A 23,753-nucleotide genomic window follows, 5' to 3' on the forward strand; every position below is an offset into this window, starting at 1 on the left:
ATTCCCATCGGGGACGATGGGAACGAGAAAACATTTAAAAAAAACTTTCTGCTACGCCACACTCTGCAAGCCAAACTCTACTTTAAAGTCAGTAGCTTTTACTTCTGGAACTATGTTGTTTTTTACTCGCTCCCATGCTCCTGCGTGGGAGTGTGTATTTCAGGTTATTTTACAGTATGCATTCCCATCGAGGACGATGGAAATGAGAAAAAAGTGGAGATTCATCCACAGGGGTGTAGTTTCAGGGGTGTAGTTTTATGCATTCCCACGGAGACCGTGGGAACGAGAGAAAGTGGAGATTCATTCTCAGGGGCGTTGTTTAGGGGCGTTGTTTCAGTATGCATTCCCATCGGGGACGATGGGAACGAGAAAACATTTAAAAAAAACTTTCTGCTACGCCACACTCTGCAAGCCAAACTCTACTTTAAAGTCAGTAGCTTTTACTTCTGGAACTATGTTGTTTTTTACTTTGTTTAAATCTACAATCCCATATCTTTGAAGTGTTTTTAGCGTTCTTGATAGATTTGACTTTGCTCTTCCGCTTAGCTCCTCAAGTTCTCTGAGTGATTGAGGATTATTCAGCAAAATTATTCTAAGCAGCTCTTGATTTTCGCTTGAGAGTATTTGAGCCATTGACTTTAAAGACTCAAACCATACTTTTGGCTCATCTTTTTTGGGGATATACTCGCCTTTTGCGATTGCTATCGTTCTTTTTTTGTACTGCTCTAAAGGCATTATGCCTACTCTTAAAGTTTCTAGTTTCATTTTTCATCCTTTTAACTGTTTGCTATGTAATAATCCACACTGTTCCAAAAATCTTCTACAAGTTGCGCGCAAGACTCAAACTCATAAGGTACGATATCTATTTTCTTATGTACATGGTCTAATGTCTCTTTTCTAGCAGCATACTTCTTAGAAGACTTAAAACTATGAGCGTTATCATAACCGACCACTCTATGGTTTCTTTTGTCATGCAAAGTCAAAGAGTATTTAACTCCATGAGGAACAGTTTTGCTCTTTTGAACTTTTTTTGCTTCAAACTTGACCCAATAACCACTATCCAAAGGATAAACTTCGCCATCAAGATTTAGTAAAAACTCTAAATCATTCATAATGCTTCCTTTGTTATCATCAAATGATAACTAAATTATTTTTATATCAATGTTAAATATTTTAAATAATAGCGATTTTAATTCGAGATGTGAGAAAATATGACAGATTGAAATGTTTATACATGGTATTACTCGCTCCCATGCTCCTGCGTGGGAGTGTGTATTTCAGGTTATTTTACAGTATGCATTCCCATCGAGGACGATGGAAATGAGAAAAAAGTGGAGATTCATCCACAGGGGTGTAGTTGCATCACTACAACCAAAGAAGCATGGTCGAGAGAGTTAATAAATATCTCAAGGATGACTTTGGATGTGATAAGATATATTATCAAGGAGCTTCAAAAGTAGCTTCTGTGTTAGCCTTTGGAATACTCTGTATCTGTATTCATCAGAGTATAAAGATGATTACTTGATTTTACAGGCAAAAGTTACAAAAAATCGTTCCGAAACTAGCGAATAGCGGTTTCACGAAGTGAAAAGTTTCCTTGAAAATCAAACCTAAACCATAAAGCACGGAGTAAAAAATGATAATTTAGAACAAATAAGTCAAAAAACTGTAAAATTACAGGCAATGGCTAAAATCAGTTTTTTAAAAAGTTAGAAAATTGACTTTAGAAGATATTAGCTTGGTTGCTTGGTTGAATTTGCAAGTGGCTCAGAAAAATTACTTTTTTATATTATTAACAATCAAATAATAAATAGTTAAGCACAGTATAAAAGCTATTCCACCCCATGGAAGTTCACCTTTACTCAAAAATAATTCTCTTTGATATTGCATATTAAAGTAAGGAAATTGAGTTGATAATATCACAAAAATCAAAGTTATTACAATATATCCTATCCAGAATTTATTCATTAATTAAGTCCCATATTGAATTTAATCCTTTACTCGCTCCCATGCTCTAGCGTGGGAGTGTGTTTCAGGTTATTGTGCAGTATGCATTCCCATCGAGGACGATGGGAACGAGAAAAGAATAGTTTTCATTAATATATTCTCTCAATGTAGTACCATAATTTGCAGATAAAATTTTATTTGGAATAATAAAAGATAAATATCTACCATTTTTTAACAAACTCAACCCTAGCTCTACAAATGGTACAAATATATCCCAATTTCCTACAGCTGTTCTATAATTTTTTGCTATCCATTTTCTTTCATCCTTGTAGAACTTAGTCATACTTTCAGAGTCTACATACGGAGGATTTCCAATCACAACATCAAAACCGCCTTGTGCAAAAACTTCCGCAAACTCTTCTTCCCACACAAAAGCGTTCTCTGCTACTGTTTTATCGTCTATAAGAGAATTGCCGCATTTTATTTTATCTGCCAGTTTTGTAAGCTCTCTTCCCTTATGAGCCGTTCTTAGCCAGAGTGAGAGTTTTGCTATCTCTACTGCGTCTTCGTTGATATCTACGCCGTATAGGTTGTGTTCTAGTATCTCTTTTTCTATCTCGTAACCGAGTGTCAAGTCCTCAAAAGGCAGAAGCATATCTCTCACGAGGGTGTGTTCGTTTATGAGAAACTCTAACGCTTGGTTTAGAAATGCGCCGCTTCCGCATGCGGGGTCTAGTATCTTTAGGTTTGTAAGCCATTCGCGGTAGTCTAAGATGTTTTGTTTATGTGTTTGTTCGGCTTTTGTGAGTTTTTTAGTATTGGATGGAGTTAAAATCTCGCCGCCGATTTGCAGTAGTTCTCTTTTTTCTTCGCAAAGCCTGCCCAGAGTGTTTTCAACGATGTAGTGGGTGATGTACTCGGGAGTGTAGAAGACGCCGTCTTTTTTGCGTTTAGATTTTTTCTTGTCAAAGTCGGTGTTATCTATGTTTGCCTGAAGCTCCTCCAAGTCCGTCAAACTCTGCTCAAATATATGCCCTAGTATGTTTACGCTCACATCGCTCATAAAGTCGTAGTCGCTTAGTTTTTGCGCCTCCATGTCAAGTTGCGCATCGTCTATAATGAGAGTATCGAGAAGTTCATCTTTTGCAAAAAGTCCGCCGTTGTATTTTGGAATGCCTAGCTTCTCATTTCCCTCGTTTATGGCGTTAAAGTAGAACTTGTAGATATCGTAAAGAGCGTAAGATGTAAATTTTTGTCCCTTAAACTCCTCTCGTATCTCTTTGATGGTGTTGTGTCGAAGCAGTCCGCGGTCTTCTGCAAAAAGCATAAATATAATGCGGTCACAGAGCTTTTGGGTAAGGCGGAGCAGGGTTGATTTCTCAAGAGAGTTATTTTTTACTATATTTTCAAAAAGATGGGTTCTAAAGAGCGAGAAATCTTTGTAAAGTTCTTTAGAAATTTGGAGTTCAAAGTTTGCAGACTTCTCTTTTAGTTTGAGCGGTAAGCCCTCTTTTATGCTCTCATAGCTTAGCAGAAGATGCAGTTTTTTGAACTCTTCATAAGTGAGGTAAAAGAGGCTAAACTTCTCGTAAGCGGTCTTTTTGTCTATGTAAAATCTCAGTTCGTCAAAGTTCGAGATGATGACGTACTTTGAGTTTGAGTGCGAGTTGTGATAGTTAAACGCCTGAGCCTCTATGGCATCTAAGTTTTTGCTCTTTTGGTCTTTTAACTCCACTATGCCGATAACTTCCCCATCAACATAGATGACGCCGTCTGCTTTTTTGCCGTCTGTTTCGTTCTTTTTTTCTCGCTCAAGGTTGAAGCTTTGGGGGTTTGTGTTGTCAAGCGTATAACCTAAACACTCCTCAAAGACGTCATGTAAGAAGCCGTCTTGGTACTTCTCCTCTTTGACGCTCTTTACAAACTCCACTTTTGACAAAAAGTTTTGGTAGGCTGCCCACCTCTGAGCAATCAGAGCTTCATCTTGTTTGTAGGTTTTTAGGACGGATTTTAAAAATAACGGCATAAGATGCTTTTCCTTGCTGCGTATTGTATAAAAAAGAGTTTAGCAAAAACTAAATTAAACTCTTGTTTTTATTCTGGTTTTTACTTTCTAAGCGCCTCTCTTGCTGCTCTGTCCACTAGAGTGAAGTATTTGTCTATTTCGTCTTTGTCTTCGCTTCTTTTGTGCCCTTTTACTTTGATGAAATCACACTCGTAAAGGTCTGTGAGCTCATAAAACTTTTCGTAAAGCTTGTGATTTTTTATAAGCGTGCCTCTTCTTGTCATGTAGTGGTTTTTTTTGATCTTCTCTTCTCTATCTTTTAGGTTAATGATATTTTGGCAGTCGGTATAGACTACTACTTTGGAGTTTTTTGTCGGTAGTTTTTGCAGAGCCCATAAAAAGGTCTCAAGTTCCAATTTTGAGGATGTTGTGCACTCAAATCTTTTGACCCTGACCTTTAGTTTTGAGAGCGGTGCTTCAATCTCAAACTCGCCCAAAAGCAGGTACGCACCGTAGCCGACTTTTGTTTGCGGGTCTACGCTGGCATCTGTAAATAAGAAGAGCGTGGGCTTGTTTATGTCAACGTACATCTGTGGCTCTTTTCCTTTTGTTTATTATATTAGTTTAAAAGCGATCAGGCTTATTGCCATGACAAGCATACCGAGTGTTATTCCCGCTATGGTAGTGTGGGCATTACCATAAACTCTTGCAGCCGGCAAAAGCTCATCAAACGATATGTAGACCATTATTCCTGCGACCATACCAAAAGTAATGCCCAAAGTAGCGTCTCCCATAAAAGGCAATAGGATAAAAAAGCCCACAAGCGCACCTACAGGCTCTGCCACTCCTGATAGAGTCGCGTACCAAAATGCACTTTTTTTGTTCCCTGTTGCGTGGTATATAGGCAGAGAGACCGCCATCCCTTCAGGTATGTTGTGAATCGCAATTGCAAAAGCAATTGTTATACCCACCGTAGGGTCTTCAAGAGCGGAGATAAAGGTGGCAAAACCCTCAGGAAAGTTGTGTATGCCGATAGCCAGCGCGGTAAAAATTCCTGTGCGTTTAAGAGCGGAGTTTTTTATAAGAGAGCTTTGTGCATCCGGTTTTAGTTCTAGTAGTTGGCTGTTGCTTTTGGTCTCATGAGGGTTTACATCTTCAGGAATAACTTTGTCTATAAAGGCAGTAAGTGCCATACCTGCAAAAAAAGCAAGAACGGCAAGTGATTCTCCAGTGAACTGGCTTGAGTAAAGCTGAGTAAAGGAGTCTTTTGATTTTGCCAAAATTTCTACAAAAGAGACGTAGATCATAACACCGGCTGAGAATCCCATCCCGATAGAGAGTATAGTGTAGTTTTTGCTCTTTGAGAAGAATGCCAAAAGGGCGCCTATGGAGGTTGAAAGCCCCGCAAGTAGAGTAAGCGCAAAAGCAAATAAAAATGTTTCAAATGATAAATCTTGCATACAAAGATTATAAGATTTTAAAAATAAATCGCGCCTTTTATCTACTCCGTATTTGCGCTTTTTCTAGGTTCTGAAAGAAAGTAGCCTTGTGTGCGGTTTACGTTAAGCTCTTTGACCTTTTCATAGATGTCAGCGCTGTGCACAAACTCCGCTACAGTCAATATATTTAATCTTTTTGCAAAGTCAACTATCGTCTCAACGATTATCTGGGCGCTTATATCATTGTCAAGATTCTCAATCAGGGTGCCGTCGATCTTTATATAGTCAATATTTAACTTAAGTAGATGCTCAAAGTTTGAGTATCCGCTTCCAAAGTCATCGATTGCTATTCTACAGCCAAGCTTTTTCATCTCACGTGTAAAAATAGAGACCTCTTCATAATTTTCTATGCCGTCTGATTCAAGTATCTCAAAGATGATTTTGTTTGCAACGTTGTACTGGATTATTTTTGCCTTTATGTAGTTGACAATATCGACATTAAGAATATCTTCCACGGAGAGGTTGATAGAGAAGTCATACTCAAGATCTGCAAAGTGTATGCAGCTTTTTTCTATCATTATCTTTGTGAGCGTATTGTAGAGGCGGCTCTTTTTTGCAACATTTAAAAATAGGTATGGACTTATGACTTTACCCTCATCGTCTATTAAGCGCACAAGACACTCAAAACTTGCAATTTTATCTGTTATGTTGTCAAATATAGGTTGATAGTAAGGAACAATCATATCATGTTCAATAGCTTTTTTTAGCTTTTTAACCCACTCCATATTCTCTTTATATTGACCTTCGATATTTAGATTCTCATCATAAAGCAGAAATGATTTTTGCTGTTTTTTTGCAGATTTTAGAGCTATGTCCGCTTTTTCCAAGCCGCCGTCAACTTGATATGCTCCGCCTACCGTTACTCTTATGCTTATCTCGTTGTTGTCGTTGAAAAAAATCATCTTCTCAACGTCGTTTATTAGCTTATGCGCAATTTTTATAAACTCTTGAAGCGGAGGTTTTTGAACAAAGAGCAGTGCGAACTCATCTCCGGAGAGGCGCTTTAGCTTAACAAACTCATTGGCTTTAAACATATTTTTAAGTCTGTTTGAGAACTTTTTTAGAACATTGTCTCCTGCAATCTGGCCAAAGAAATCATTTATCTCTTTGAAGTCGTCTATATTGATAATAAGCAGCGCTCCATCGTCGATATCTACTATGTCGTTGAACATACTAAATCTGTTTGGAAGACCTGTTAGCGTATCTATATAGAGCTGTGCACGAAGTTCAAGTGTCTTTTCATTTACTTTCTCCTCCAGATAGTGGTTTATGTTCTCCTGCTTTTTTGAATACTGCACTATTTTTTTCTGCATATTGGTTAGAGCATTTGAGATAAGTCCGATCTCATTGTTCTGCGATATAAATGGAATCTCTATATTTTTGTTAGGAGAGTAGTTCTTTAGCAGTTTTGATATCTGTCTCAGCGGAGAGAGAAGTTTTTTTACATAAAGACCAAATAGCGCAAGAAGAATCACCAGAGATAAAACAAGTAGAGCAGTTAGATCGGTGTACTTTGATATAAGCTCTTTATACCCTTTGTTTGAGTATATAAGTACAAGTTCACCTATCGCTTTTGATGAGTTTGGTTGAGTAAGAGTCCTCTTTACCACAAAAGATTCATCTATTTCGGCTTTGTGCTCTTTTGATTCTACATAGTTGATAAGATTGTTGTTTTTGAGTACTTTTACGGCAAGAATATTTGGATTTTCTATAAGCTGCATGGTGATCTGGTTTATTTTATCTTCCATATCAAGATATATATTCAGTGAGATAAGCGGCTCGATAGTTTGGGCGATAATATGTGCTTTTTCTATCTCTATGTGATGAAAAGCTTCCTTGTTTATTTTGTTGGAAACTACAAAAATAACCAAAGTCATAAAAATAGAAACAAATGCGATCGAGAGCACTATTTTTGTAGATAGAGAGTTGAAACTTTTTCTTTTCATATAGATGCCTTAGAGTGCCGATACACATACTTTGAGTATATTTTATCATACATATAAAATAATCTACTCTTTTTAACTGCCGCTTTTATCAACAAAGTTGACGATCTGGTAAAGTGAATCGACAAAATCGATCTTTTTAGTATTGAGGTTCTCTTTGTTGAGATAAAGTACAGTTGATTTTTCAAGCATTAAAGAAAAAAGTATTCCCTGCTTTAAATTGTTTATGCTGTAAGTGAATGAGATAATGCCCTGTTTAATTGCACCTTGTGCTACTTTTTCAATATTTTCTTCAGAGTTCAAGACGTAAACTGCAGTTGCTTGAGTCTCATCAGAGAAATTGGAAAACTCTACCAGATCCACTTTGCAACTATATTTACTTTTGTCTTTTCTATTGTTAGCCTCTATAAACTCTCCTATCTCCAAGGCGGTATGGTAGTCCTCTTTTTCATAAACGATGGTATATACTATCTTGCCGTCTACAAGTTTGTTTTCGAGTTGTTTATCAAGCATAATTATTTTAGGAAAGATAGATGCTTGTGCCTTTAAGAGAAGTTTGTTGTATGTATACCCATAAGAATAGTTGACAAGCATAAAAAGTAAAAGAGCTGTTTTTTTCATTTAAAACTCTTTTTTGAGCGTTATTAAAAAAGTTCTGCGCTCTTGCTCGTAATCTTCAGGATAGGTGCTAACGGCAGACGGAAATTTAACGGTAGAGTTAAAGATATTTTTTACGCTAAACGTCAAAGCAAAGTCATGTTCTTTGTTTTTGTACTGCATAGCAGTGTCAAAAGTAGAGTATGCCTTTACCTTTTCGCGTGTATCTCCGAATACTCTGTTTTTTGAGCCGACAAATTTAGCTGTGGTACTAATAGACAAAGTTCTGTCAATGTTATAGATGTAGTACCCTTTTGCCAGATGATTCGCAACATTTGATAGCGATTCACTTCTTGCTTCATCGTTTATATAAGATTTTCCTGTCACGTAGGAGTAGTTCAGGTAGAGCTGATCAAGAGATGTTATATTTCCCTTATACTCGAGTTCAAAGCCGTAGATATCGGTATCCATTACATTCTCATATTCCGGAGATGTAGATGAGTTATATATCTGGTCTTTATTTAGAAGATAAAAAAGATTTGTCTGAATATATGAGTCATTGGAGAATTTTTTGATATATGCTGCCTCAAAAGCATCTACTATTTCAGGTTTTAGATCACTGCTGCCTACTCTGGCACGGTTGTTCATCGTAAACATCTCCTGCCACGAGGCATTTCTGTGTGAGCGGCTGTATATTGCTTTAAAAATATTTTCTGCATCTAGCTGATAGACCATAGATACTCTAGGTTCCAGACCTGCATCTTCGTATGAGGTCTCTTCATAATTAAAGCCGTAGATGAAGCTGAGATTATTGTTTAGTTCAAACTCGTCTTGTAGTGATATGATAAGAGTATTGCGTTTGGCATTTGCATCAAAAAACGGATATGTTTGCGTATAGTCATATAGTTCAGGTAAGCCTGTTGACCAATTTGATAGCTTTGAGATCATATCTATGGTCTCTTCTCTTGTAAGACGGTACCCAAAGGTAAAAAGATGTCTCTCTACTCCTCTGTACTTGAGATAAGAAGATTGATAAAGTGTTCTTTGTGTTGCTAAATGCTCTCCGTATAATCCATCTGCAAATGAAACAGGAGGAGAGACTGTACCATAAGTGTCAAATTGGTACATGTCAATAAAGTTTAAACCATCCGGAAGCAGTTTGGATTTGGAATCAAATGTATCATATTTTATACCTGCATCTATATTTAGCTCATAATCGTTGATTTTTTTGTTATAGCCCAAATCTAGATAGTAGCTTGGCAGTTTTACCCTATCGTTCTCTTGAGGGAGCGAATAGTTAATGCCGTAAGCACTCCCTTTTTTATGCTCAAGCATCCTAGCTTTGAGAGAAAAATCTTTATACTCAAGACTCAGTCCGAGAGAGTACTCCTCTAGCCACAGGGGAGCATCTCCAGACTGAGAAAGTGCTCTGTTATCATAGCCCGTCATGCTCATAACACCCTGAGACAAGCCATCAGGACCAGATGGCAATTTTTTATTATCCTCTTGGTAGAAAAAGTCAACAGAAACTCTTAGATCATCCACCTTGTAGTTCTTAAAAAAACCGCCCATTTTGTAGTCGTATGAGCCGTATTTAAAAACTATTTTGTCGCTAGAGTTAAAGCCTTCAAAATCTTCAGCATATGTAATAACATTTATTGAACCGGCATAAGCATTAAACCCATCCGTTTTACTTCCGGGGCCTCTTACGACTTCTATACGCTTGATCATCTCAACGGGAAAAGAGAGATATTCAGAGTAGGCATCTAGAAAAAGGTTGTTAACGGGTACGCCGTCGATAAAGAGCTTTGACTGCCCGTATGCCAGAGAGTTTGACCCCCTGAATATAGGTGTTTGATTATTTGAGTTATCTGTTGCCATATCAACACCTGGAACCAAAAACAGAGCCTCTTTCAGGTTTGATATACCAAGTTTTTCAAGCTCTTTACCGTTAAAAGTAGATATGATATAGGGTTGATAATGTTCGTTTTGTTTTGTAGTAGTTGCAACTTCGCTGAAATGTTTCATTTGGTTTGCTAGGGACTCTACTGCATTGTCTACACCTCCATCTGCAACACAAGAATATGTTAAAGAGGACAGTAAAAGAGCTATATTAAACAGTTTGTTTTGCATAATTTTCTTTCTATGCCTGAATAAATTCAGGATTATCTTTTCCTAGTTGGCTTGTATATAAGACAGATGGATGTCTTAAACCCATTTTTCCATGGAGCTGCATTGAGGCTAGCACTTCATACTGTATTTTATACATTTTAAGAAGCCTTATAAAACTCGGTTCCAATGCTCCATAAGTATACTCTATACCGAGTTTTATCATTTTGTGATACATAAGTTTTTTAAGTCCATTCATGATATCCATTGTAGTTTTTATATTTCTATATTTAGCACCAACAAAAATCCTCGACATCTCTCCTAGTTTATCTCTTTCAAATATGCTATTGTCAAATACCATACAGTTCTCCGTTGGGTAACCGTGTGGGCAGTTGTAAATCAACCTTACCGTTGCACAAATATTTTGTATATCATCAAGTACTACAAAATGAACAGAGTAAGGATCATAAATATCGCTCTCTTTGTTATTGACAAAATTATTATCTACAACATACTCTTTAAATATTTCAGTTTGCGTAATTACCTTATATCTAAACTCAAATACTTTTTCAAGCAACTCTTTGTCATGTACTTCTAAAAATGTAAAGTTCAAGCTATCTCTTTTGCGCTATATTGCAGATAACTTGTAAGAGCGTAGGCTGTTAATGCTTCTGTAATATAGCTTTGTAAAATTTATTAATTAAATATATTTATATATTTATAATATTAGTAATAATATTTAAATAAAAATTAATACAAACTGAAATATATAGCTAAGAAATTATAAGTTTTTTAAATATCCACACATTAGACGCACTCCCGAACCGGTTGCACCGTAGACATTACAATCCCATGGAGTCTCTGTATAAGCCGTGCCCGCTATATCAAAGTGCATCCACTTCTTTTTGTTCTCTTCACGGATAAATTTATCTAAAAACAGACCTGCAGTTATAGCTCCGCCGTAAGGTTTTGATGCCGTATTGCTGATGTCTGCGATCTCGCTTTTTAGAAGCTTTTTAAGATGCTTGTTAAACGGAAGAGAGCTTATCATCTCTCCTGTATCGCTTCCTGCACGTGAAATATCATGTTTTAGCTTGTGAGAGTGTCCCATAAGCCCTGTCGTGTACTGTCCAAGAGCGATCATACATGCACCTGTTAGCGTTGCAAAGTCAAAGATATAGTCCGCATTTACCGCATCTTGAGCATAATCTAAAACATCCGCTAAGACCAAACGACCTTCTGCGTCAGTATTTCTGACCTCGATAGTGGTCTTGCTTCTTGAAACAAGCACATCATCTGGCTTGTAAGCATCTCCGCCTACCATATTTTCAACTGCGCCGATAAACGCATGGACTTCAATATCAAGCTTCATCTCGCTTATAGCTTTTATCATCCCAAGAACCGCGCAAGCTCCCGCTTTATCCATCTTCATTGTAACCATTGAAGTCGCAGGCTTAAGGCTTAATCCTCCGCTGTCGTATGTAAGGCCTTTTCCTACAAGTGAGACGACTTTTTTAGGGTTTTCGGGTTTGTACGATAGATGGATCAGAGCGCTTCCGTGAACAGATGCACGCCCGACTGCAAGCATAGCGTTCATATTCTCTTTTGCAAGATCATCCTCTTGAAGTATCTCGCACTCCAAAGAGTTGTCATCTGCAAGCTTTTGAGCAAGTGAGCACATAGTCTGAGGGTTTAGCTCTTGTGGAGCTCTGTTTACGATATCACGCGTAAAAGATGTAGCGTTTGAGATAATAAGCGCTTCATTGAAGATAGGCTCAAGCGTAGCAAGCTCCATATCCTCAGCTGCTATAAAAATCTTCTCCAGTGCCGCTTTTTTAGCATCTGATTTGTACTCGTTAAACTCATATCCGCCTAAAACTACTCCTTCAACTAATGCTCCAAGAGAAGATTTGCTAATAGCGCTTACTTTTGCCGATTTGTAGTTTGAACTCTTTAGCGCTTTTATCATTACTGCTGCCGCACTTCTTATGTCGTCGCTCTTTTTGCTATCGACCCCGCAAAATATAGCTCTTTTTTCATATAAGAAGCATGTTGTGTCCTGCTCGGCTTTAAAACCTGCACTGCCAAGTATCTCAGACTCTTCATGCTCGCTCAGTTCATCTTTGCTTATAAACTCTATTTTTATCTCTGCATCTATATCAGATATCTTTTTTTCTACTAATTTAATATTCACAAATTTTCCTATTTCATTTAGTTATCGAAGCTTAATAGCTCTTTTGCCTGTACCATATCTTTATCTCCGCGACCGGATAAGTTTACGATAATTAGTTTGTCTTTAATATTTGGCATCTTTTTAAGATACGCTATAGCGTGAGCGCTCTCAAACGCAGGAATTATTCCCTCTTTCTGAGAGAGCCATACAAATGCGTCAAGAGCCTCTTCATCTGTTATATAATCATAACTAACAGATTTGTTGTCGTGGTGAAACGAGTGCTCTGGTCCGATGCCTGGGTAGTCAAGCCCTGCGCTTATTGAGTGAGCCTCCATTATCTGACCGTCATCATCCTGAAGAAGATAGCTCATCTGTCCGTGCAGTACTCCGGGGCGACCTTGATTAAGTGAACATCCGTGCTGACCGCTGCCTATGCCGTGACCGCCTGCTTCGATACCGATGCACTCAACATCTTCATCTTCCAAAAAGTGGTGAAATGTGCCTATGGCGTTACTGCCGCCGCCGATACACGCTATGACGTGATCAGGCAGACGACCTTCTTTTTGTAGGATCTGTGCCCTTGCTTCGTACCCGATAATAGCCTGAAAGTCTCTTACCATCATTGGGTACGGGTGGGGTCCTGCAACTGTTCCTATGATGTAAAAAGTGTCTCTTGTATTTGTTACCCAGTGACGGATCGCGTCATTCATAGCATCTTTTAGGGTCTTGCTCCCGCTCTGCACAGAGTTTACTTTTGCACCAAGAAGTTTCATACGAAATACGTTAAGCTCCTGTCTTGCGACATCTTTTGCACCCATAAATATTTCACACTCTAAATCTAGAAGTGCGCAGATGGTCGCAGTTGCGACTCCGTGCTGACCTGCACCGGTCTCAGCGATTATCTTTTTGTAGCCAAGTCTTTTTGCCATAAGCCCTTGCGCGATAACATTGTTTACTTTATGCGCTCCCGTGTGGTTGAGATCCTCTCTTTTTAGATAGATCTTTGCGCCGAGCTCGTCGGAGATGTTTTTAGCAAAGTAGAGCGGAGAAGGGCGCCCTACATAATCTTTTAGATAGTAATCGACTTCGCTCCAAAACTCTTTGTTGAAACGTATGCTTTTGTACTCCTCTTCGAGTTTTAGAAGAGCAGGCATAAGAGTTTCAGGAACATATCTGCCGCCAAAAGCTACGCTCTCGTTGTCAAACTTTCCGAAATGACCGTTCTCATCGGGGTCAAATTTTGAAGGGGATGGTATATACATTATTTTACCTCGACCAGTGAGTAGACTTCAGTGCTCTTTTTAAGCTCTTTTTGTCCATCTAAAAAGTCAAGAGCTATGATAAAACAAGCCTCCACACAAGATGCGCCTGCTTGGTTTATAAGTCTTGCGGCAGCGTTTGCAGTTCCCCCTGTAGCTATGAGGTCATCCATAAGAAGAACTCTTGCATTTGGGATATTGCTAAAAGCGTCTATGTGAACCTCTATCTCATCAACACCATACTCCAAAGAGTACTTTTCGCTTATAGTCGTATATGGAAGCTTCCCTTTTTTGCGGATTGGAACAAACCCGATGCCCAGCATCTGCGCAAGTGTAGCGGCGAAGATAAAGCCTCTTGCATCAATGCCTGCTATATAATCAAGGTTGTACTCTTTATATTTTTGGTAAAGGTGGTTCATAGTAACCCCGAAAGCTTCTCTGTCATTTAAGAGGGTCGTTATATCTTTAAATACAATGCCGGGTTTTGGAAAATCTTTTATATCTCTTATGGAATTTTCTACAATTCTTCTCTCTGTGTTGCTAAGTGTCATCTCTGTTCCTTTATTATATTAGAGCGTCTATGCGACCCTCTAGAGCTTTGATCTTGTTGTTAAGACGGTCGGTCTCTTGTCTGTATTTGGTATTTCTCTGTTTTAGAACTTTTAGTTCATTTTTCTGTTTTGTCAACTCATCACTTAAGATATCAACGTTTCCAAGAGCACGCTGAAGCTGGATCTGATACTTTCTAATAAGTATCTCCGCTTCTTGAAGCGTAAGTTTCATCAAGTCGTTGTTTCGCTGCTCTTTGCTTGTAATACTTTTAAAGTAAAACATTTTAACAAAGAGATAGACAGATAAGATAGAGAGTATCGTTAAAAGTGACCATTCTAAAAACATCAGTTTTCCTTTTTAAAATTATAGCTCTTCACAAGCATGTAGATTAATGAATAGCCTCTATTTTTTCTACGCGCCCAGTGTGACGACCGCCCTCAAAGCTCCCGCCGATCCATGCATCGAGTATGGACTCACATACGCCTTTGCCTATGATTCTCTCGCCAAAGCATAGTACATTTGCATCATTGTGTCCTCTGGCAACTGTTGCTGTGTAAGCATCATGACAGAGTGCTGCGCGGATCCCGCTGTGTCTGTTCGCTGCCATGCTCATGCCGATTCCAGAGCCGCATATTAAAATACCGTGCGCTGTATTATCAGCTAAAACTGCTTTGCAAACACTTAGTGCATAATCTGGATAATCAACTCTATCTCTTGAGAAAGGTCCAAGGTCTATAACCTCGTGACCCTTCTCTTTTAGCAGTTCAACCGTGTAATCTTTAAGATCCAAGCCGGCATGGTCTGTTGCAATATAAAACTTCACTTTATTCTCTCCTCTTTTATGATAGTAGTAACTTTAAAATTGTCTGCACAGGCATTAGAAGCAGATAATCTTTTAGCGGCGTCATAAGAACTATTAAAACTATAATTATTCCATATCTTTCATTTTTATAAAAGAACTCCGCAACGGAATTTATCCTGTATTTTAGCGAAAGGTGCATTAGAAAGTGCGCCCCGTCAAATTGCGGTATAGGGAGCAGATTGAAGACTCCAAGTACAACATTTATGATAACACTCTGAAGTATAAATAGATATGCAAAAATATAAAGCAGCGAATCTGCATCGGTAGGTCTGCTAAGATTTATAAGAACAATAGATGCTATCGCGGCTAATGTAAAGTTGTAGACTATACCCGCCAGGTCAACTTGCATAGCTCCGTTATATCCTGCTCTGTCAACTACAGTTCTCATATTTATAGGAACAGGCTTTGCCCAGCCAAACAAAAATCCGCTCTCACTTCCAAGAAGTATAGGCACAAAATACAAAGCCGCAGGAACAAGAATAGTTCCTACCAAGTCTATATGTGAAATAGGATTAATAGAGAGCCTTCCTGCATTTTTTGCCGTATTGTCGCCGTACATGTATGCAACCCATCCGTGCATTATCTCATGTCCTACGATTGCCAGAGTTAAGGCAAAAACGGCAGCGGCGATTTTTAGAAGATCAATAGATTCCATAGTCATCTTTATCTTTTTTTATTCTCTCAACAACGGCTCTATCCAGATGCTCCGGAGCTTCTAGATCGGTAGGAGTTTTCCCTAAACGGTCCCATCTTATCTCCCAATCTTCATCTATGCTAAAGTAGATAAACCAAGGAGTCCCTTCGATATTCTCATATGGAACAGCTCCCCAAAAACGGCTGTCGTTCGAGTGGTCTCGGTTGTCGCCCATCATAAAGTAGTGATCTTCATCGACTCTTATCGGAGCAAAGTTAAAAATAGGCATAGGATATTGACCGTTAAGAGAGATCTTATCATCGTGGTGTATCCCGGGATGTTCTTTCATATATGGATTCTTGACCCAGAGCTTCTGGGCAAAAACTACGATATCCTCTTCATTAAAGTTGTTCTTTATCCACTCATCGCCTTCTCTGTGGTGTAGATAGAGATTTTTATCAGCTACGAAGAGCTCATCACCAGGAAGTGCTACACATCTTTTTACAAAGTGCTGTTTTGTGTTGTGAGGCGGTCTGAATATTACAATGTCGCCACGTTGAATTTTTTTTGATGAAATTTTATTTAATGAAACACAATCTCCAGATAAAATATTATAATTCATGTGATTAGAAGTTAGATTGAAATTTTCAATCACATAAGTTTTAATCAAAAATGTTGAAGTTACATTAAGAAGAATAAATAGTAAATAAAAATACCATTTATTGTAACTTTCCAGTTTGTAATTGAAAATATTATTTGCTTCTTTAAAAGAAAGAATTATATTTGCGGCGTATATAGAGAACAATAAAAATAAAAAGCTTAGATAAAAAACATTACCAAAATAATAACTTAGATAAAAAGTAAAGATATAAATTAAAAAAAAACTAATAAAAAAAAATATTGCTTTTCCCAATTTTCCACAATACATAAACCCCAATCCAGGGAATAAAAAAGATAAAAAAGCAGCTAAAAATTTGTTTCTTTTCATAAAATTTATTTACTTTCCATATGCATGACTTAATATAGTGAATTGTATCCAATTATGCTTAAAAATATTTTGCTGATTTTTAAGTCTATTGTAATTATGCAGAAATGAAAGCTGAAATATTGCAAGCTTTTTTATAATATCAACACTTGTGTTTACTTCGCAAGAATGAACAATGAGTTTTGGAGCTAGAATTATTTATGATATAAGTCACAAATTTTATATTTTTTAAAAATTAGGGTACACTTCTTGTTATTAGAGTTTTATATATTTCGTTAATTGTAAAATAATTTTATTGAAAAGATTTGAAAATTTAGCTTCAACGAGTTTTTTTAAACTTCCAAATAAAACTTGATTGGGATGTGTATTTAGAAACTTACAAGGTGATTATACAATATATGAAGGGGAATTAAATGAATAATGATTTATTGGTGAAATTTTTGCCATTTTTTGACTCAGTTTGGTTTTGGATTATTGCAATAGTAATTAGTTTTTTTTGGGGATTTGTGGATATTGATTATATAGACAAAGAAAAAAATAATTTTAAAACTAAAGCCAATTATTTTGTTTCAGGTTTTTTGAGTTCTATTCTTGGATGGTTTAGTTTATATATCTTGTTTGCAAATGTAGCAAAACAAGAATTTGACAATTTTAATATAGCACTACTTATAGTTGCGGTAGCTGGAATTAGTGGATATGGATACAAAACTTCAAATTGGTTTGGAAAGGATAAATGATGTTGCGAAAAATAAGCTATTTTTTTTCATTATTTGTTTTTTTAATCATGATAACTGGTTGTGCACCAATGTATATAAAAATGAATAGGATGGGATACAATATTGAAGATTCGATTGAATGGCACCAAAGATATAACAATTGTAGTGAATGCAGTAAGAAATATACTGAAGAACAATGGATTAAAATATATCAAGACTACCGAAATATTTTTGAAAATACACAACCTATAGCTCGTTTTTCATATAATTTATTTAACGAGAACATAACCCCAAATAATTTGATTCCTTATAAGAATCATATATTATTAAAATTAATATCTGATGAGCATAAAGAGTCTAATGATATGAATACGAGAATTTTAGAGGTAGTTCGCTATACAAATAATAATCAAAATTATCAAGTTTTTAAAAAACTTTTTGATAGTAGTTTAAAGAATGGATGGCGATTAGACAGCGTAGCGTCAATTTTAAGTGAGAATAGAATTTATATTAAATATGTTATTAAAGAGGAAAAAAATATACGTACAATAATCGAAAAAAATCACAAGTCTTATTATGGTACGTATGATTATATGAAAATTATTATAGAAAAAATAAATATATCAAAAAAATATTCCTTAACTCTTACGGATACTGTAACACTTGAATCAGTATTTTTAAATAGAAAATTTTCTTATGATGAAGTATCTAAACTAAAAAATAAATATAACTTCAGTTATGATGATTTTAGTAAATACTATTTTCAATCTGCAAAACTTTCCAAATATTTGAAAGAAGAAGGTATTACGGTGTCTGAATTAAAAAAATATGCTATAGCTGATAACGCTGATACTATGGAAGTCGAAAACTTCATTATAAACTTAAAAGAAATCAAGAAAATACTAAATGACAATAAAATTACTGAATGGTATTCGACTTTTAAAGATTTAAACAATTATGAAATTGATTCTATCTATTCTTTAAATCAAACATTTAATATATTAAATTACCCTGATTTAATTAAAGTATATTTAAATTTAAATTTTTCACCTGAAAAGGCAAAAGAGTACTTTTTTAGTACCGATATCAATGATGTTTATAAGGTTGATATACTTATTAAAGCTAAGATTCGTAAAGAAATTATAAAAGATGGAATTGCTAAAAAATTATCCGTAGAGGAAATTATAAATATTCAAAAACAGCAAATTGCAAAAGAAAAACAACAAATTGAAAAAGAAAAAGAAGTTAGAAATTTATATAAAAAAATGTGCTTAAATGACCCAGTAGAATATAATGTCATAACTTATATATCAAATAACCCTTATCTATTAGAAAATAAATGTTTAATAGTAGCAGATGCTTTAATGACGCAAGTTATAGGTAAAAATACTGGAGTATATCAGTTAACTTTACTAAATCTACCTGTACAAGTTTATATTGGGCTTGTATTTGAAGATATTGCTCCTAGGTTTCTGAAAAAAGCTACAGTGAAGATTACTAACATAGGTGAGTTAATAGATGGAACAAAAATCCCTATTGCCAAAGTTTTTTATGAATTCAAATGATTAACATGCAAAATTAAAATTCTAAACAATCCCCCGCGTCTTGGTATTTGTTATTTTACCCGATTGACACAGAATTCTGAACGGTCCCTACTATTTTTCTTTATTATATTTTATTTACAAATTTATAATTTTCTTTGAAAGAACAGATAGCTTTAATAGTTAAATTCTAATTCTTTTAATTCTTTCTTCTGCGTTTAATCTTCTTGCTTCAGCTGCCATTTCCTTAGATACAATTGTTTTACCTATAGGAAAAAGTGCAATACTGGCTAATTTTAAATGCTGAATTGCAAATGGAATTCCCACAATAGTTGTAGCAAGTATTAGTGCATTCACAACATGAAAAATCGCAAGCCACAACCCAAAAAGCACAAGCCAAATGATATTCCCAATAGTACCAAAAATACTAGTTCCCAAGTCTTTAGTTAAAGACAATTCTTCCCTGCTAATAGCTTCTTTACCAAAAGGAAAAAATATAAACTGTCCTATCACAAAACATGCTCTACCCCATGGAATACCAACAATGGAAACAAAACACAACAATCCCAAAACCCACCAAATCATTCCCATTAAAAATCCACCAAGAATAAACCATAAAATATTTCCAATTAAACTCAATTGTGCTTCCTTTTTTTAGTAGTCTAACATGTTTTTTTAATTTAAGATATAAAAGTTTAAAAAAACAAAAATATGTAAAAAGTAATATATATAAAGTTCTTTCTGAGAATTCACACTATATTTTTGCCAAGCAATTAATAGACGTTAAATTTTAAAATTTATTTCAAGACAAAAAAAATAATTGAGGCAAAGGCTTAATTTTCGAAAACGAAGATTTTTTTGTTATATATAATTCTGATTGCACTATTGTTAGTAATTAAATTACAACTCTAAATTTAATTCAGAGTTGTAAAATATATTTCAATAGATTCCATGATCTGCTTTATCATTTGTGAGGCGTTCGTTTCTTGCGCGTTCAAGATATTCATTCTCTTCTAGGTTAGTTGGTGTTTTACCAATTCTATCCCATCTGATTTCCCAATTTTCGTCAATGCTGAAATATACAAACCATGGTGTTCCCTCAATATTTTCATAAGGCACGGCACCCCAAAAACGGCTGTCATTTGAGTGGTCTCGATTATCACCAATCATATAATATTTGCCTTGTTCCACTTTTTTATAAAAAGCATTAAATGGTAATCTATAGTCTATAACTGGGAGGCCCTCAATTAATTTAGGCTCCATATCTATTGTATAGTTTGGTGATAACATATGACTTATCATATCGTTAAAAATATCATGATTAGCATCATAGTGAATACCACTGTGTTTATCAATCATTGGATTTTTAATCCATAGTTTATTTAAAATTTTTACTATTTTTTCTTTTGGAAAGTGTTTATGAATATAGTCATCACCTTCATTCGGTCTTAAGTATAATGTTTTATCTGAAAATATAACTTCATCCCCACCAATAGCGAAGCATCTCTTAACAAAGTGCTGTTTTGTGTTGTGAGGCGGTCTAAATATAACTATATCGCCCCTTTGCGGCGTGTCGCCGTCAATTAGACGAAGCTTGTCGCTCCACGGCATGATCGAGACTTCTAAAAAAGGAATATGAGGCATAGAGACACCGTAGGCAAACTTCTTTGCAAAAAGATGGTCCCCTATAAGAAGAGAGTCCTTCATTGAGCCGCTTGGTATCTTAAAAGCTTGAGCGATAAAAAATATAACAAAAAGAACGATGATGATCGTTCCTGTCCACGAGTTTGAAAATTTGTATGTTTTGTGTAAGATCTCTTTCATCTACTCTCTTTCATCTGCATGCGCTTGTGCGGCTTTTAATGTGTTGCTAAGAAGCATCGCTATGGTCATCGGACCGACACCTCCGGGAACAGGCGTAATGTATGAGCACTTTTTGCTCACTTTTTCAAAGTCGACATCTCCGACAAGTTTGCCGTTGTCCGCACGATTGATACCTATGTCGATAATTACCGCACCGTCTTTTACCATATCATCTTTTATCAGGTTTATAACACCTGCACCTACAAAGATCATATCTGCGTTTAGTGTATGTCTTTTCAGATCATCTGTAAAGATGTGGCAGATTTCGACTGTCGCATTGGCGTTTAAGAGCAGTGATGCCATAGGTTTTCCAACTATATTTGAAGCACCTACAACAACACAGTTCTTACCTTTTACATCAATATTGTACTCATCTAAGAGCTCCATTACTCCAAGCGGCGTACATGGAACAAAACCCTCAAGTCCTGTTGTGAGTCTTCCTACATTGTATGGGTGAAAACCGTCAACATCTTTGCTTGGATTGACAAGTTCAAGTATTTTAGTGGTATCGATTTGCGAAGGCAGGGGGAGTTGAATCAAAATTCCGTCGATATTTGGATTGTCGTTCATCATAGTAATGGTTTTCTCGATCGCATCTTGAGATATATCCTCTGGCATCTCATGAGTTACAGAGTAAAAGCCTACTCTGTCACACGCTTTTTTCTTCATGCTTACATAAGCTGCACTTGCAGGATCCTGCCCGACCAGTATTACGGCAAGACCCGGAACTGAGCCTGTTTTGCTCTTTAAAATTTTTACTTCATCCGCTACGGTTTTTTCTATCTTTGCCGAGAGCGCTTTTCCATCAAGAAGTTGCATTTAAACCTCATAATATTATTTTTTTGTTATTATACCTTTATATATTAAAGGATGGCTTTATGAGGGGAATATTGTTCGTATTGCTGCCGTTTTCATTGTTAGCAAAAAGCAGTTTTATTACGCCTATGGAGTACGCCACCTCACTATATAAAAATCCTAGAGGAATAGGGTGTCATAAATGTCACGGTGAGAGTGGAGAGGGCAGAGTCGTTGCAAAGTATGAGCATAAAAATGAGAAAAAAAGTTTTGCCGGACCACCTATAAACAGCGTAAGCTTTAACGATTTTTTCATCTCGTTAAACGTCAGAAAAAATGGAATGCCCAGGTATTTTTTAACTCAAAAAGAGATCAAGGCGCTCTATTTTTATCTGCAAGAGAAAAAGAGAGAGGATGGCGCGGATGTTAAGTAATTTTGAAGAGGTAAAAGCTGCTTATGAGAGCAGAGATCTGGTAAAGCTCGATGAGTTGGCAGTTCCTACCTATAGGAAGCTAAACAGAAGAAAAGATTTCCGTTCCGTCTTGATGCTCTCATGCAACAATCTGGATCACCTTATGAAGATAGATTCTGTTGAGGCTGATTGTATAATCCTAAATTTAGAGGATGGTGTAAGCAGAGAAGATAAGCCGTTCGGGCTTGTTCTCTGTGCCATATTTCTTTCACATCACAAACATTGCGATAAAAAACTTGTCGTAAGAGTAAATGCTCTTAAAGAGGGCGGATTTGAAGAGATAGCATACTTAAACCAGTTTATGCCAGATGCTATCAGGGTGCCAAAGATAAGAGAGGTAAAAGAGGTAGAGTCTGTTTATGAACTGCTAGATGAAAAAACGGAGCTTCATCTCTCCATAGAGACAAGTGATGCTTGGAAGAACCTCTCTTTACTTAAAGTTGACAAAAGGATCACCACATTTTATCTTGGAATACTCGATCTTTTTGCAGATATGAAACTTCCGCAAAGCCTAATAAGAAGTGATAATCCGACCGTACTCTATATTTTGTCCCATTTTTTGGTCACATGCAGAATAATAGGCGTAAGACCTGTCTCATTCGTTTATCAGGAGTTTAAGAACTTGGATGAATTTCGAGAGTGGTTGTACTTAGAAAAAAATATGGGCTATGATGCAAAAGGGTGCATCTCTCCAGATCAAGTCTCGATCGTAAATGAGGTCTTAGCAGACGAAGAGAGGGAGATAGTAAGAGCAAAAACCATTATAAAGCTTTTTGAATTAAAAAGAGAAGAGGGCATTACAGGCTTTGAAGATGAAGAGTTTGGATTTATTGATGAGCCTATATACAAAGGTGCTTTGGCTATATTAAATAAAAACAGCTAAATTAATATCTGGCTAAATTATAGTAGACGTTATAGCGCACAAGTATCTTCTCGTCCGGTCTTGGGTATCTGCTGTAGGCGTACTCGATCGTCTCTTTTGTCGTATCGTCAAGTACATAGTAACCGCTTTTTTTAAGAAACTTAAAGTCGCTTATGTCCCCGTTTGGATGGAGATAAAACTCTACGACATTAGTTCTGTTGACGTTTATATCTCTTGTTAGATTCACCTGCGCAACTCTGTTTAGCACCTCTTGCGTGATCCTTCTCATAATCTCTTGATTGTCTATAAGATATTTCTGCTGACCGGGAGTAAGTTTCCCGAACATATCTCCGTATAGCTCTTTTAGAGTTGAACTTCCTATGCTGCTCCCCGAGCTCTGCTTAGCCTTTTTCTCATCTTTCTCCTCTTTAGACTTGTCTTCATAGAGCCAGCTGTAAGCCTCTTTTGTTTTTTGCTCTTTTTTCTCTTCTTGAGGCTTAGAGAGCTCAATATATGGCTTTGATGGTGGAACAGGCTCTATTTTAGGTTTTTGTACCGGCTTCTCTTCTCTTCTTTCTTGCGGCTTAAACTCTTTTTGTTCTTGAATTTTTTTCGGTTCATATTTAATGGGAGGCTTTTCGTTTATGGGAGTCACCATCTCTTTTAACTGACTTCCCTTTGGCATAGGTGGCGCTTCTGGGGTGGGCTTTTTGATAACTTCTTTTTTATCCCCCGCATCTTTTGATATCTTTGGCATCTCTTTTAGCGAGACCTTAATTTTATTTTCCGGCTCTTTTTGCTCTTTTTTTATCTCTGGGGCGATAGTACCCAAAAGCCAGAATAGCAGTAGCAGTATAAAGTGAATTAAAAGTGCAACAAACAGGGCAAAAGAGGAGCGATTCAAAGCATAATATCCAGTCGTTAAAATTTGAAATATT

The 23,753-nt window shown here is 36.5% G+C and carries 26 protein-coding genes; 6 read left to right on the top strand and 20 right to left on the bottom strand.

The features are described 5' to 3' along the window. The coding region (locus FCU45_RS11640) for a hypothetical protein (RefSeq protein ID WP_223175806.1) at positions 1-253 on the top strand (253 nt) is incomplete at its 5' end. 140 nt (positions 254-393) lie between these two features. Here the strand turns inward: FCU45_RS11640 and FCU45_RS04040 are convergent. Then, positions 394-765, bottom strand: coding sequence for an HVO_A0114 family putative DNA-binding protein (locus tag FCU45_RS04040; protein ID WP_137012553.1), 372 nt, complete (start codon positions 763-765; stop codon positions 394-396). Between the two features lie 11 nt (positions 766-776). Continuing rightward, entirely contained in the window at positions 777-1,112 is a 336-nt protein-coding gene (locus FCU45_RS04045) for a toxin-antitoxin system TumE family protein (RefSeq protein ID WP_137012555.1), read from the bottom strand. Between the two features lie 245 nt (positions 1,113-1,357). On the opposite strand from FCU45_RS04045, the gene FCU45_RS04050 reads away from it, so the two are divergent. Beyond that, a complete protein-coding gene (locus FCU45_RS04050) occupies positions 1,358-1,525 on the top strand; it encodes a transposase (protein WP_137012557.1) in 168 nt (55 codons plus the stop codon). A gap of 507 nt (positions 1,526-2,032) precedes the next feature. Here FCU45_RS04050 and FCU45_RS04055 read toward each other — a convergent pair. From FCU45_RS04055 to lepB (FCU45_RS04120), 14 genes are all read right to left on the bottom strand, one after another. Then, positions 2,033-3,973, bottom strand: coding sequence for a type I restriction enzyme HsdR N-terminal domain-containing protein (locus tag FCU45_RS04055; RefSeq protein ID WP_137012559.1), 1,941 nt, complete (start codon positions 3,971-3,973; stop codon positions 2,033-2,035). 80 nt (positions 3,974-4,053) lie between these two features. Continuing rightward, complete coding sequence (locus tag FCU45_RS04060; protein WP_137012561.1) at positions 4,054-4,542, bottom strand: ribonuclease HI; 489 nt, start codon at positions 4,540-4,542, stop codon at positions 4,054-4,056. 24 nt (positions 4,543-4,566) lie between these two features. Then, positions 4,567-5,412 (bottom strand): zinc transporter ZupT, encoded by an 846-nt coding sequence (zupT, locus tag FCU45_RS04065; RefSeq protein ID WP_137012563.1) that lies wholly within the window; start codon positions 5,410-5,412, stop codon positions 4,567-4,569. Between the two features lie 41 nt (positions 5,413-5,453). Beyond that, complete coding sequence (locus FCU45_RS04070) at positions 5,454-7,397, bottom strand: bifunctional diguanylate cyclase/phosphodiesterase (protein ID WP_137012565.1); 1,944 nt, start codon at positions 7,395-7,397, stop codon at positions 5,454-5,456. A gap of 72 nt (positions 7,398-7,469) precedes the next feature. Beyond that, complete coding sequence (locus FCU45_RS04075) at positions 7,470-8,015, bottom strand: hypothetical protein (protein ID WP_137012567.1); 546 nt, start codon at positions 8,013-8,015, stop codon at positions 7,470-7,472. Further along, the gene (locus tag FCU45_RS04080; RefSeq protein ID WP_137012569.1) at positions 8,016-10,124 is read right to left on the bottom strand and encodes a TonB-dependent receptor plug domain-containing protein; all 2,109 of its coding nucleotides are present in this window, start codon (positions 10,122-10,124) and stop codon (positions 8,016-8,018) included. A 10-nt stretch (positions 10,125-10,134) separates the two neighbouring features. Then, positions 10,135-10,713, bottom strand: coding sequence for a GNAT family N-acyltransferase (locus tag FCU45_RS04085; RefSeq protein WP_137012571.1), 579 nt, complete (start codon positions 10,711-10,713; stop codon positions 10,135-10,137). A 168-nt stretch (positions 10,714-10,881) separates the two neighbouring features. Further along, a complete protein-coding gene (locus FCU45_RS04090; protein WP_137012573.1) occupies positions 10,882-12,294 on the bottom strand; it encodes a leucyl aminopeptidase in 1,413 nt (470 codons plus the stop codon). Between the two features lie 17 nt (positions 12,295-12,311). Continuing rightward, the gene (gene trpB, locus FCU45_RS04095; protein WP_137012575.1) at positions 12,312-13,535 is read right to left on the bottom strand and encodes a tryptophan synthase subunit beta; all 1,224 of its coding nucleotides are present in this window, start codon (positions 13,533-13,535) and stop codon (positions 12,312-12,314) included. Beyond that, complete coding sequence (locus FCU45_RS04100) at positions 13,535-14,083, bottom strand: adenine phosphoribosyltransferase (RefSeq protein ID WP_137012577.1); 549 nt, start codon at positions 14,081-14,083, stop codon at positions 13,535-13,537. The genes trpB and FCU45_RS04100 overlap by 1 nt, the downstream gene beginning before the upstream one ends. Positions 14,084-14,096: 13 nt before the next feature. Then, complete coding sequence (locus FCU45_RS04105) at positions 14,097-14,429, bottom strand: hypothetical protein (protein WP_137012579.1); 333 nt, start codon at positions 14,427-14,429, stop codon at positions 14,097-14,099. 43 nt (positions 14,430-14,472) lie between these two features. After that, positions 14,473-14,907, bottom strand: a complete 435-nt coding sequence (rpiB, locus tag FCU45_RS04110) for a ribose 5-phosphate isomerase B (protein ID WP_137012581.1) — start codon at positions 14,905-14,907, stop codon at positions 14,473-14,475. Between the two features lie 16 nt (positions 14,908-14,923). Beyond that, on the bottom strand, positions 14,924-15,601 hold the full coding sequence (locus FCU45_RS04115; protein ID WP_137012583.1) for a site-2 protease family protein: 678 nt from the start codon (positions 15,599-15,601) through the stop codon (positions 14,924-14,926). Next, the gene (gene lepB / locus FCU45_RS04120; protein WP_342776135.1) at positions 15,588-16,568 is read right to left on the bottom strand and encodes a signal peptidase I; all 981 of its coding nucleotides are present in this window, start codon (positions 16,566-16,568) and stop codon (positions 15,588-15,590) included. The genes FCU45_RS04115 and lepB (FCU45_RS04120) overlap by 14 nt, the downstream gene beginning before the upstream one ends. Before the next feature lie 410 nt (positions 16,569-16,978). On the opposite strand from lepB (FCU45_RS04120), the gene FCU45_RS04125 reads away from it, so the two are divergent. Together FCU45_RS04125 and FCU45_RS04130 are read left to right on the top strand one after the other, a co-directional pair. Beyond that, positions 16,979-17,302 (top strand): hypothetical protein, encoded by a 324-nt coding sequence (locus tag FCU45_RS04125; protein WP_137012587.1) that lies wholly within the window; start codon positions 16,979-16,981, stop codon positions 17,300-17,302. Then, positions 17,302-18,846: a hypothetical protein gene (locus FCU45_RS04130; RefSeq protein WP_137012589.1), complete on the top strand. Its 1,545-nt coding sequence runs from the start codon at positions 17,302-17,304 to the stop codon at positions 18,844-18,846. The genes FCU45_RS04125 and FCU45_RS04130 overlap by 1 nt, the downstream gene beginning before the upstream one ends. 159 nt (positions 18,847-19,005) lie before the next feature. Here the strand turns inward: FCU45_RS04130 and FCU45_RS04135 are convergent, their stop codons facing one another. The 3 genes from FCU45_RS04135 to folD all read right to left on the bottom strand — a co-directional run bounded on the left by FCU45_RS04135 (position 19,006) and on the right by folD (position 21,504). After that, complete coding sequence (locus tag FCU45_RS04135) at positions 19,006-19,461, bottom strand: YccF domain-containing protein (protein ID WP_137012591.1); 456 nt, start codon at positions 19,459-19,461, stop codon at positions 19,006-19,008. Positions 19,462-19,761: 300 nt separating this feature from the next. After that, positions 19,762-20,646, bottom strand: a complete 885-nt coding sequence (lepB, locus tag FCU45_RS04140) for a signal peptidase I (protein ID WP_137012593.1) — start codon at positions 20,644-20,646, stop codon at positions 19,762-19,764. Beyond that, positions 20,647-21,504: a bifunctional methylenetetrahydrofolate dehydrogenase/methenyltetrahydrofolate cyclohydrolase FolD gene (gene folD, locus FCU45_RS04145; protein WP_137012595.1), complete on the bottom strand. Its 858-nt coding sequence runs from the start codon at positions 21,502-21,504 to the stop codon at positions 20,647-20,649. A gap of 71 nt (positions 21,505-21,575) precedes the next feature. Between folD and FCU45_RS04150 the strand changes: the two genes are divergently transcribed. Both FCU45_RS04150 and FCU45_RS04155 read left to right on the top strand, forming a co-directional pair. After that, on the top strand, positions 21,576-21,914 hold the full coding sequence (locus FCU45_RS04150) for a c-type cytochrome (protein ID WP_342776136.1): 339 nt from the start codon (positions 21,576-21,578) through the stop codon (positions 21,912-21,914). Beyond that, the gene (locus tag FCU45_RS04155) at positions 21,904-22,836 is read left to right on the top strand and encodes an HpcH/HpaI aldolase/citrate lyase family protein (RefSeq protein WP_137012599.1); all 933 of its coding nucleotides are present in this window, start codon (positions 21,904-21,906) and stop codon (positions 22,834-22,836) included. Before FCU45_RS04150 ends, FCU45_RS04155 begins: the two co-directional genes overlap by 11 nt. A gap of 1 nt (position 22,837) precedes the next feature. Here the strand turns inward: FCU45_RS04155 and FCU45_RS04160 are convergent, their stop codons facing one another. Beyond that, a complete protein-coding gene (locus FCU45_RS04160; protein ID WP_246032238.1) occupies positions 22,838-23,719 on the bottom strand; it encodes an energy transducer TonB family protein in 882 nt (293 codons plus the stop codon). Positions 23,720-23,753 lie beyond the last annotated feature (34 nt).

It is taken from the genome of Sulfurimonas crateris (assembly GCF_005217605.1).
Lineage (GTDB): Bacteria > Campylobacterota > Campylobacteria > Campylobacterales > Sulfurimonadaceae > Sulfurimonas > Sulfurimonas crateris.

Coding starts and splice junctions, on each gene's coding strand:
- FCU45_RS04105 (WP_137012579.1), bottom strand. CDS start 14,429: ATGTTTTTAGAATGGTCACTTTTAACGATACTCTCTATCTTATCTGTC.
- FCU45_RS04130 (WP_137012589.1), top strand. CDS start 17,302: ATGTTGCGAAAAATAAGCTATTTTTTTTCATTATTTGTTTTTTTAATC.
- FCU45_RS04125 (WP_137012587.1), top strand. CDS start 16,979: ATGAATAATGATTTATTGGTGAAATTTTTGCCATTTTTTGACTCAGTT.
- trpB (WP_137012575.1), bottom strand. CDS start 13,535: ATGTATATACCATCCCCTTCAAAATTTGACCCCGATGAGAACGGTCAT.
- lepB (WP_342776135.1), bottom strand. CDS start 16,568: ATGAAAAGAAACAAATTTTTAGCTGCTTTTTTATCTTTTTTATTCCCT.
- FCU45_RS04100 (WP_137012577.1), bottom strand. CDS start 14,083: ATGACACTTAGCAACACAGAGAGAAGAATTGTAGAAAATTCCATAAGA.
- FCU45_RS04155 (WP_137012599.1), top strand. CDS start 21,904: ATGTTAAGTAATTTTGAAGAGGTAAAAGCTGCTTATGAGAGCAGAGAT.
- FCU45_RS04045 (WP_137012555.1), bottom strand. CDS start 1,112: ATGAATGATTTAGAGTTTTTACTAAATCTTGATGGCGAAGTTTATCCT.
- lepB (WP_137012593.1), bottom strand. CDS start 20,646: ATGAAAGAGATCTTACACAAAACATACAAATTTTCAAACTCGTGGACA.
- folD (WP_137012595.1), bottom strand. CDS start 21,504: ATGCAACTTCTTGATGGAAAAGCGCTCTCGGCAAAGATAGAAAAAACC.
- FCU45_RS04080 (WP_137012569.1), bottom strand. CDS start 10,124: ATGCAAAACAAACTGTTTAATATAGCTCTTTTACTGTCCTCTTTAACA.
- FCU45_RS04115 (WP_137012583.1), bottom strand. CDS start 15,601: ATGGAATCTATTGATCTTCTAAAAATCGCCGCTGCCGTTTTTGCCTTA.
- FCU45_RS04055 (WP_137012559.1), bottom strand. CDS start 3,973: ATGCCGTTATTTTTAAAATCCGTCCTAAAAACCTACAAACAAGATGAA.
- FCU45_RS04040 (WP_137012553.1), bottom strand. CDS start 765: ATGAAACTAGAAACTTTAAGAGTAGGCATAATGCCTTTAGAGCAGTAC.
- FCU45_RS04070 (WP_137012565.1), bottom strand. CDS start 7,397: ATGAAAAGAAAAAGTTTCAACTCTCTATCTACAAAAATAGTGCTCTCG.
- FCU45_RS04060 (WP_137012561.1), bottom strand. CDS start 4,542: ATGTACGTTGACATAAACAAGCCCACGCTCTTCTTATTTACAGATGCC.
- FCU45_RS04075 (WP_137012567.1), bottom strand. CDS start 8,015: ATGAAAAAAACAGCTCTTTTACTTTTTATGCTTGTCAACTATTCTTAT.
- zupT (WP_137012563.1), bottom strand. CDS start 5,412: ATGCAAGATTTATCATTTGAAACATTTTTATTTGCTTTTGCGCTTACT.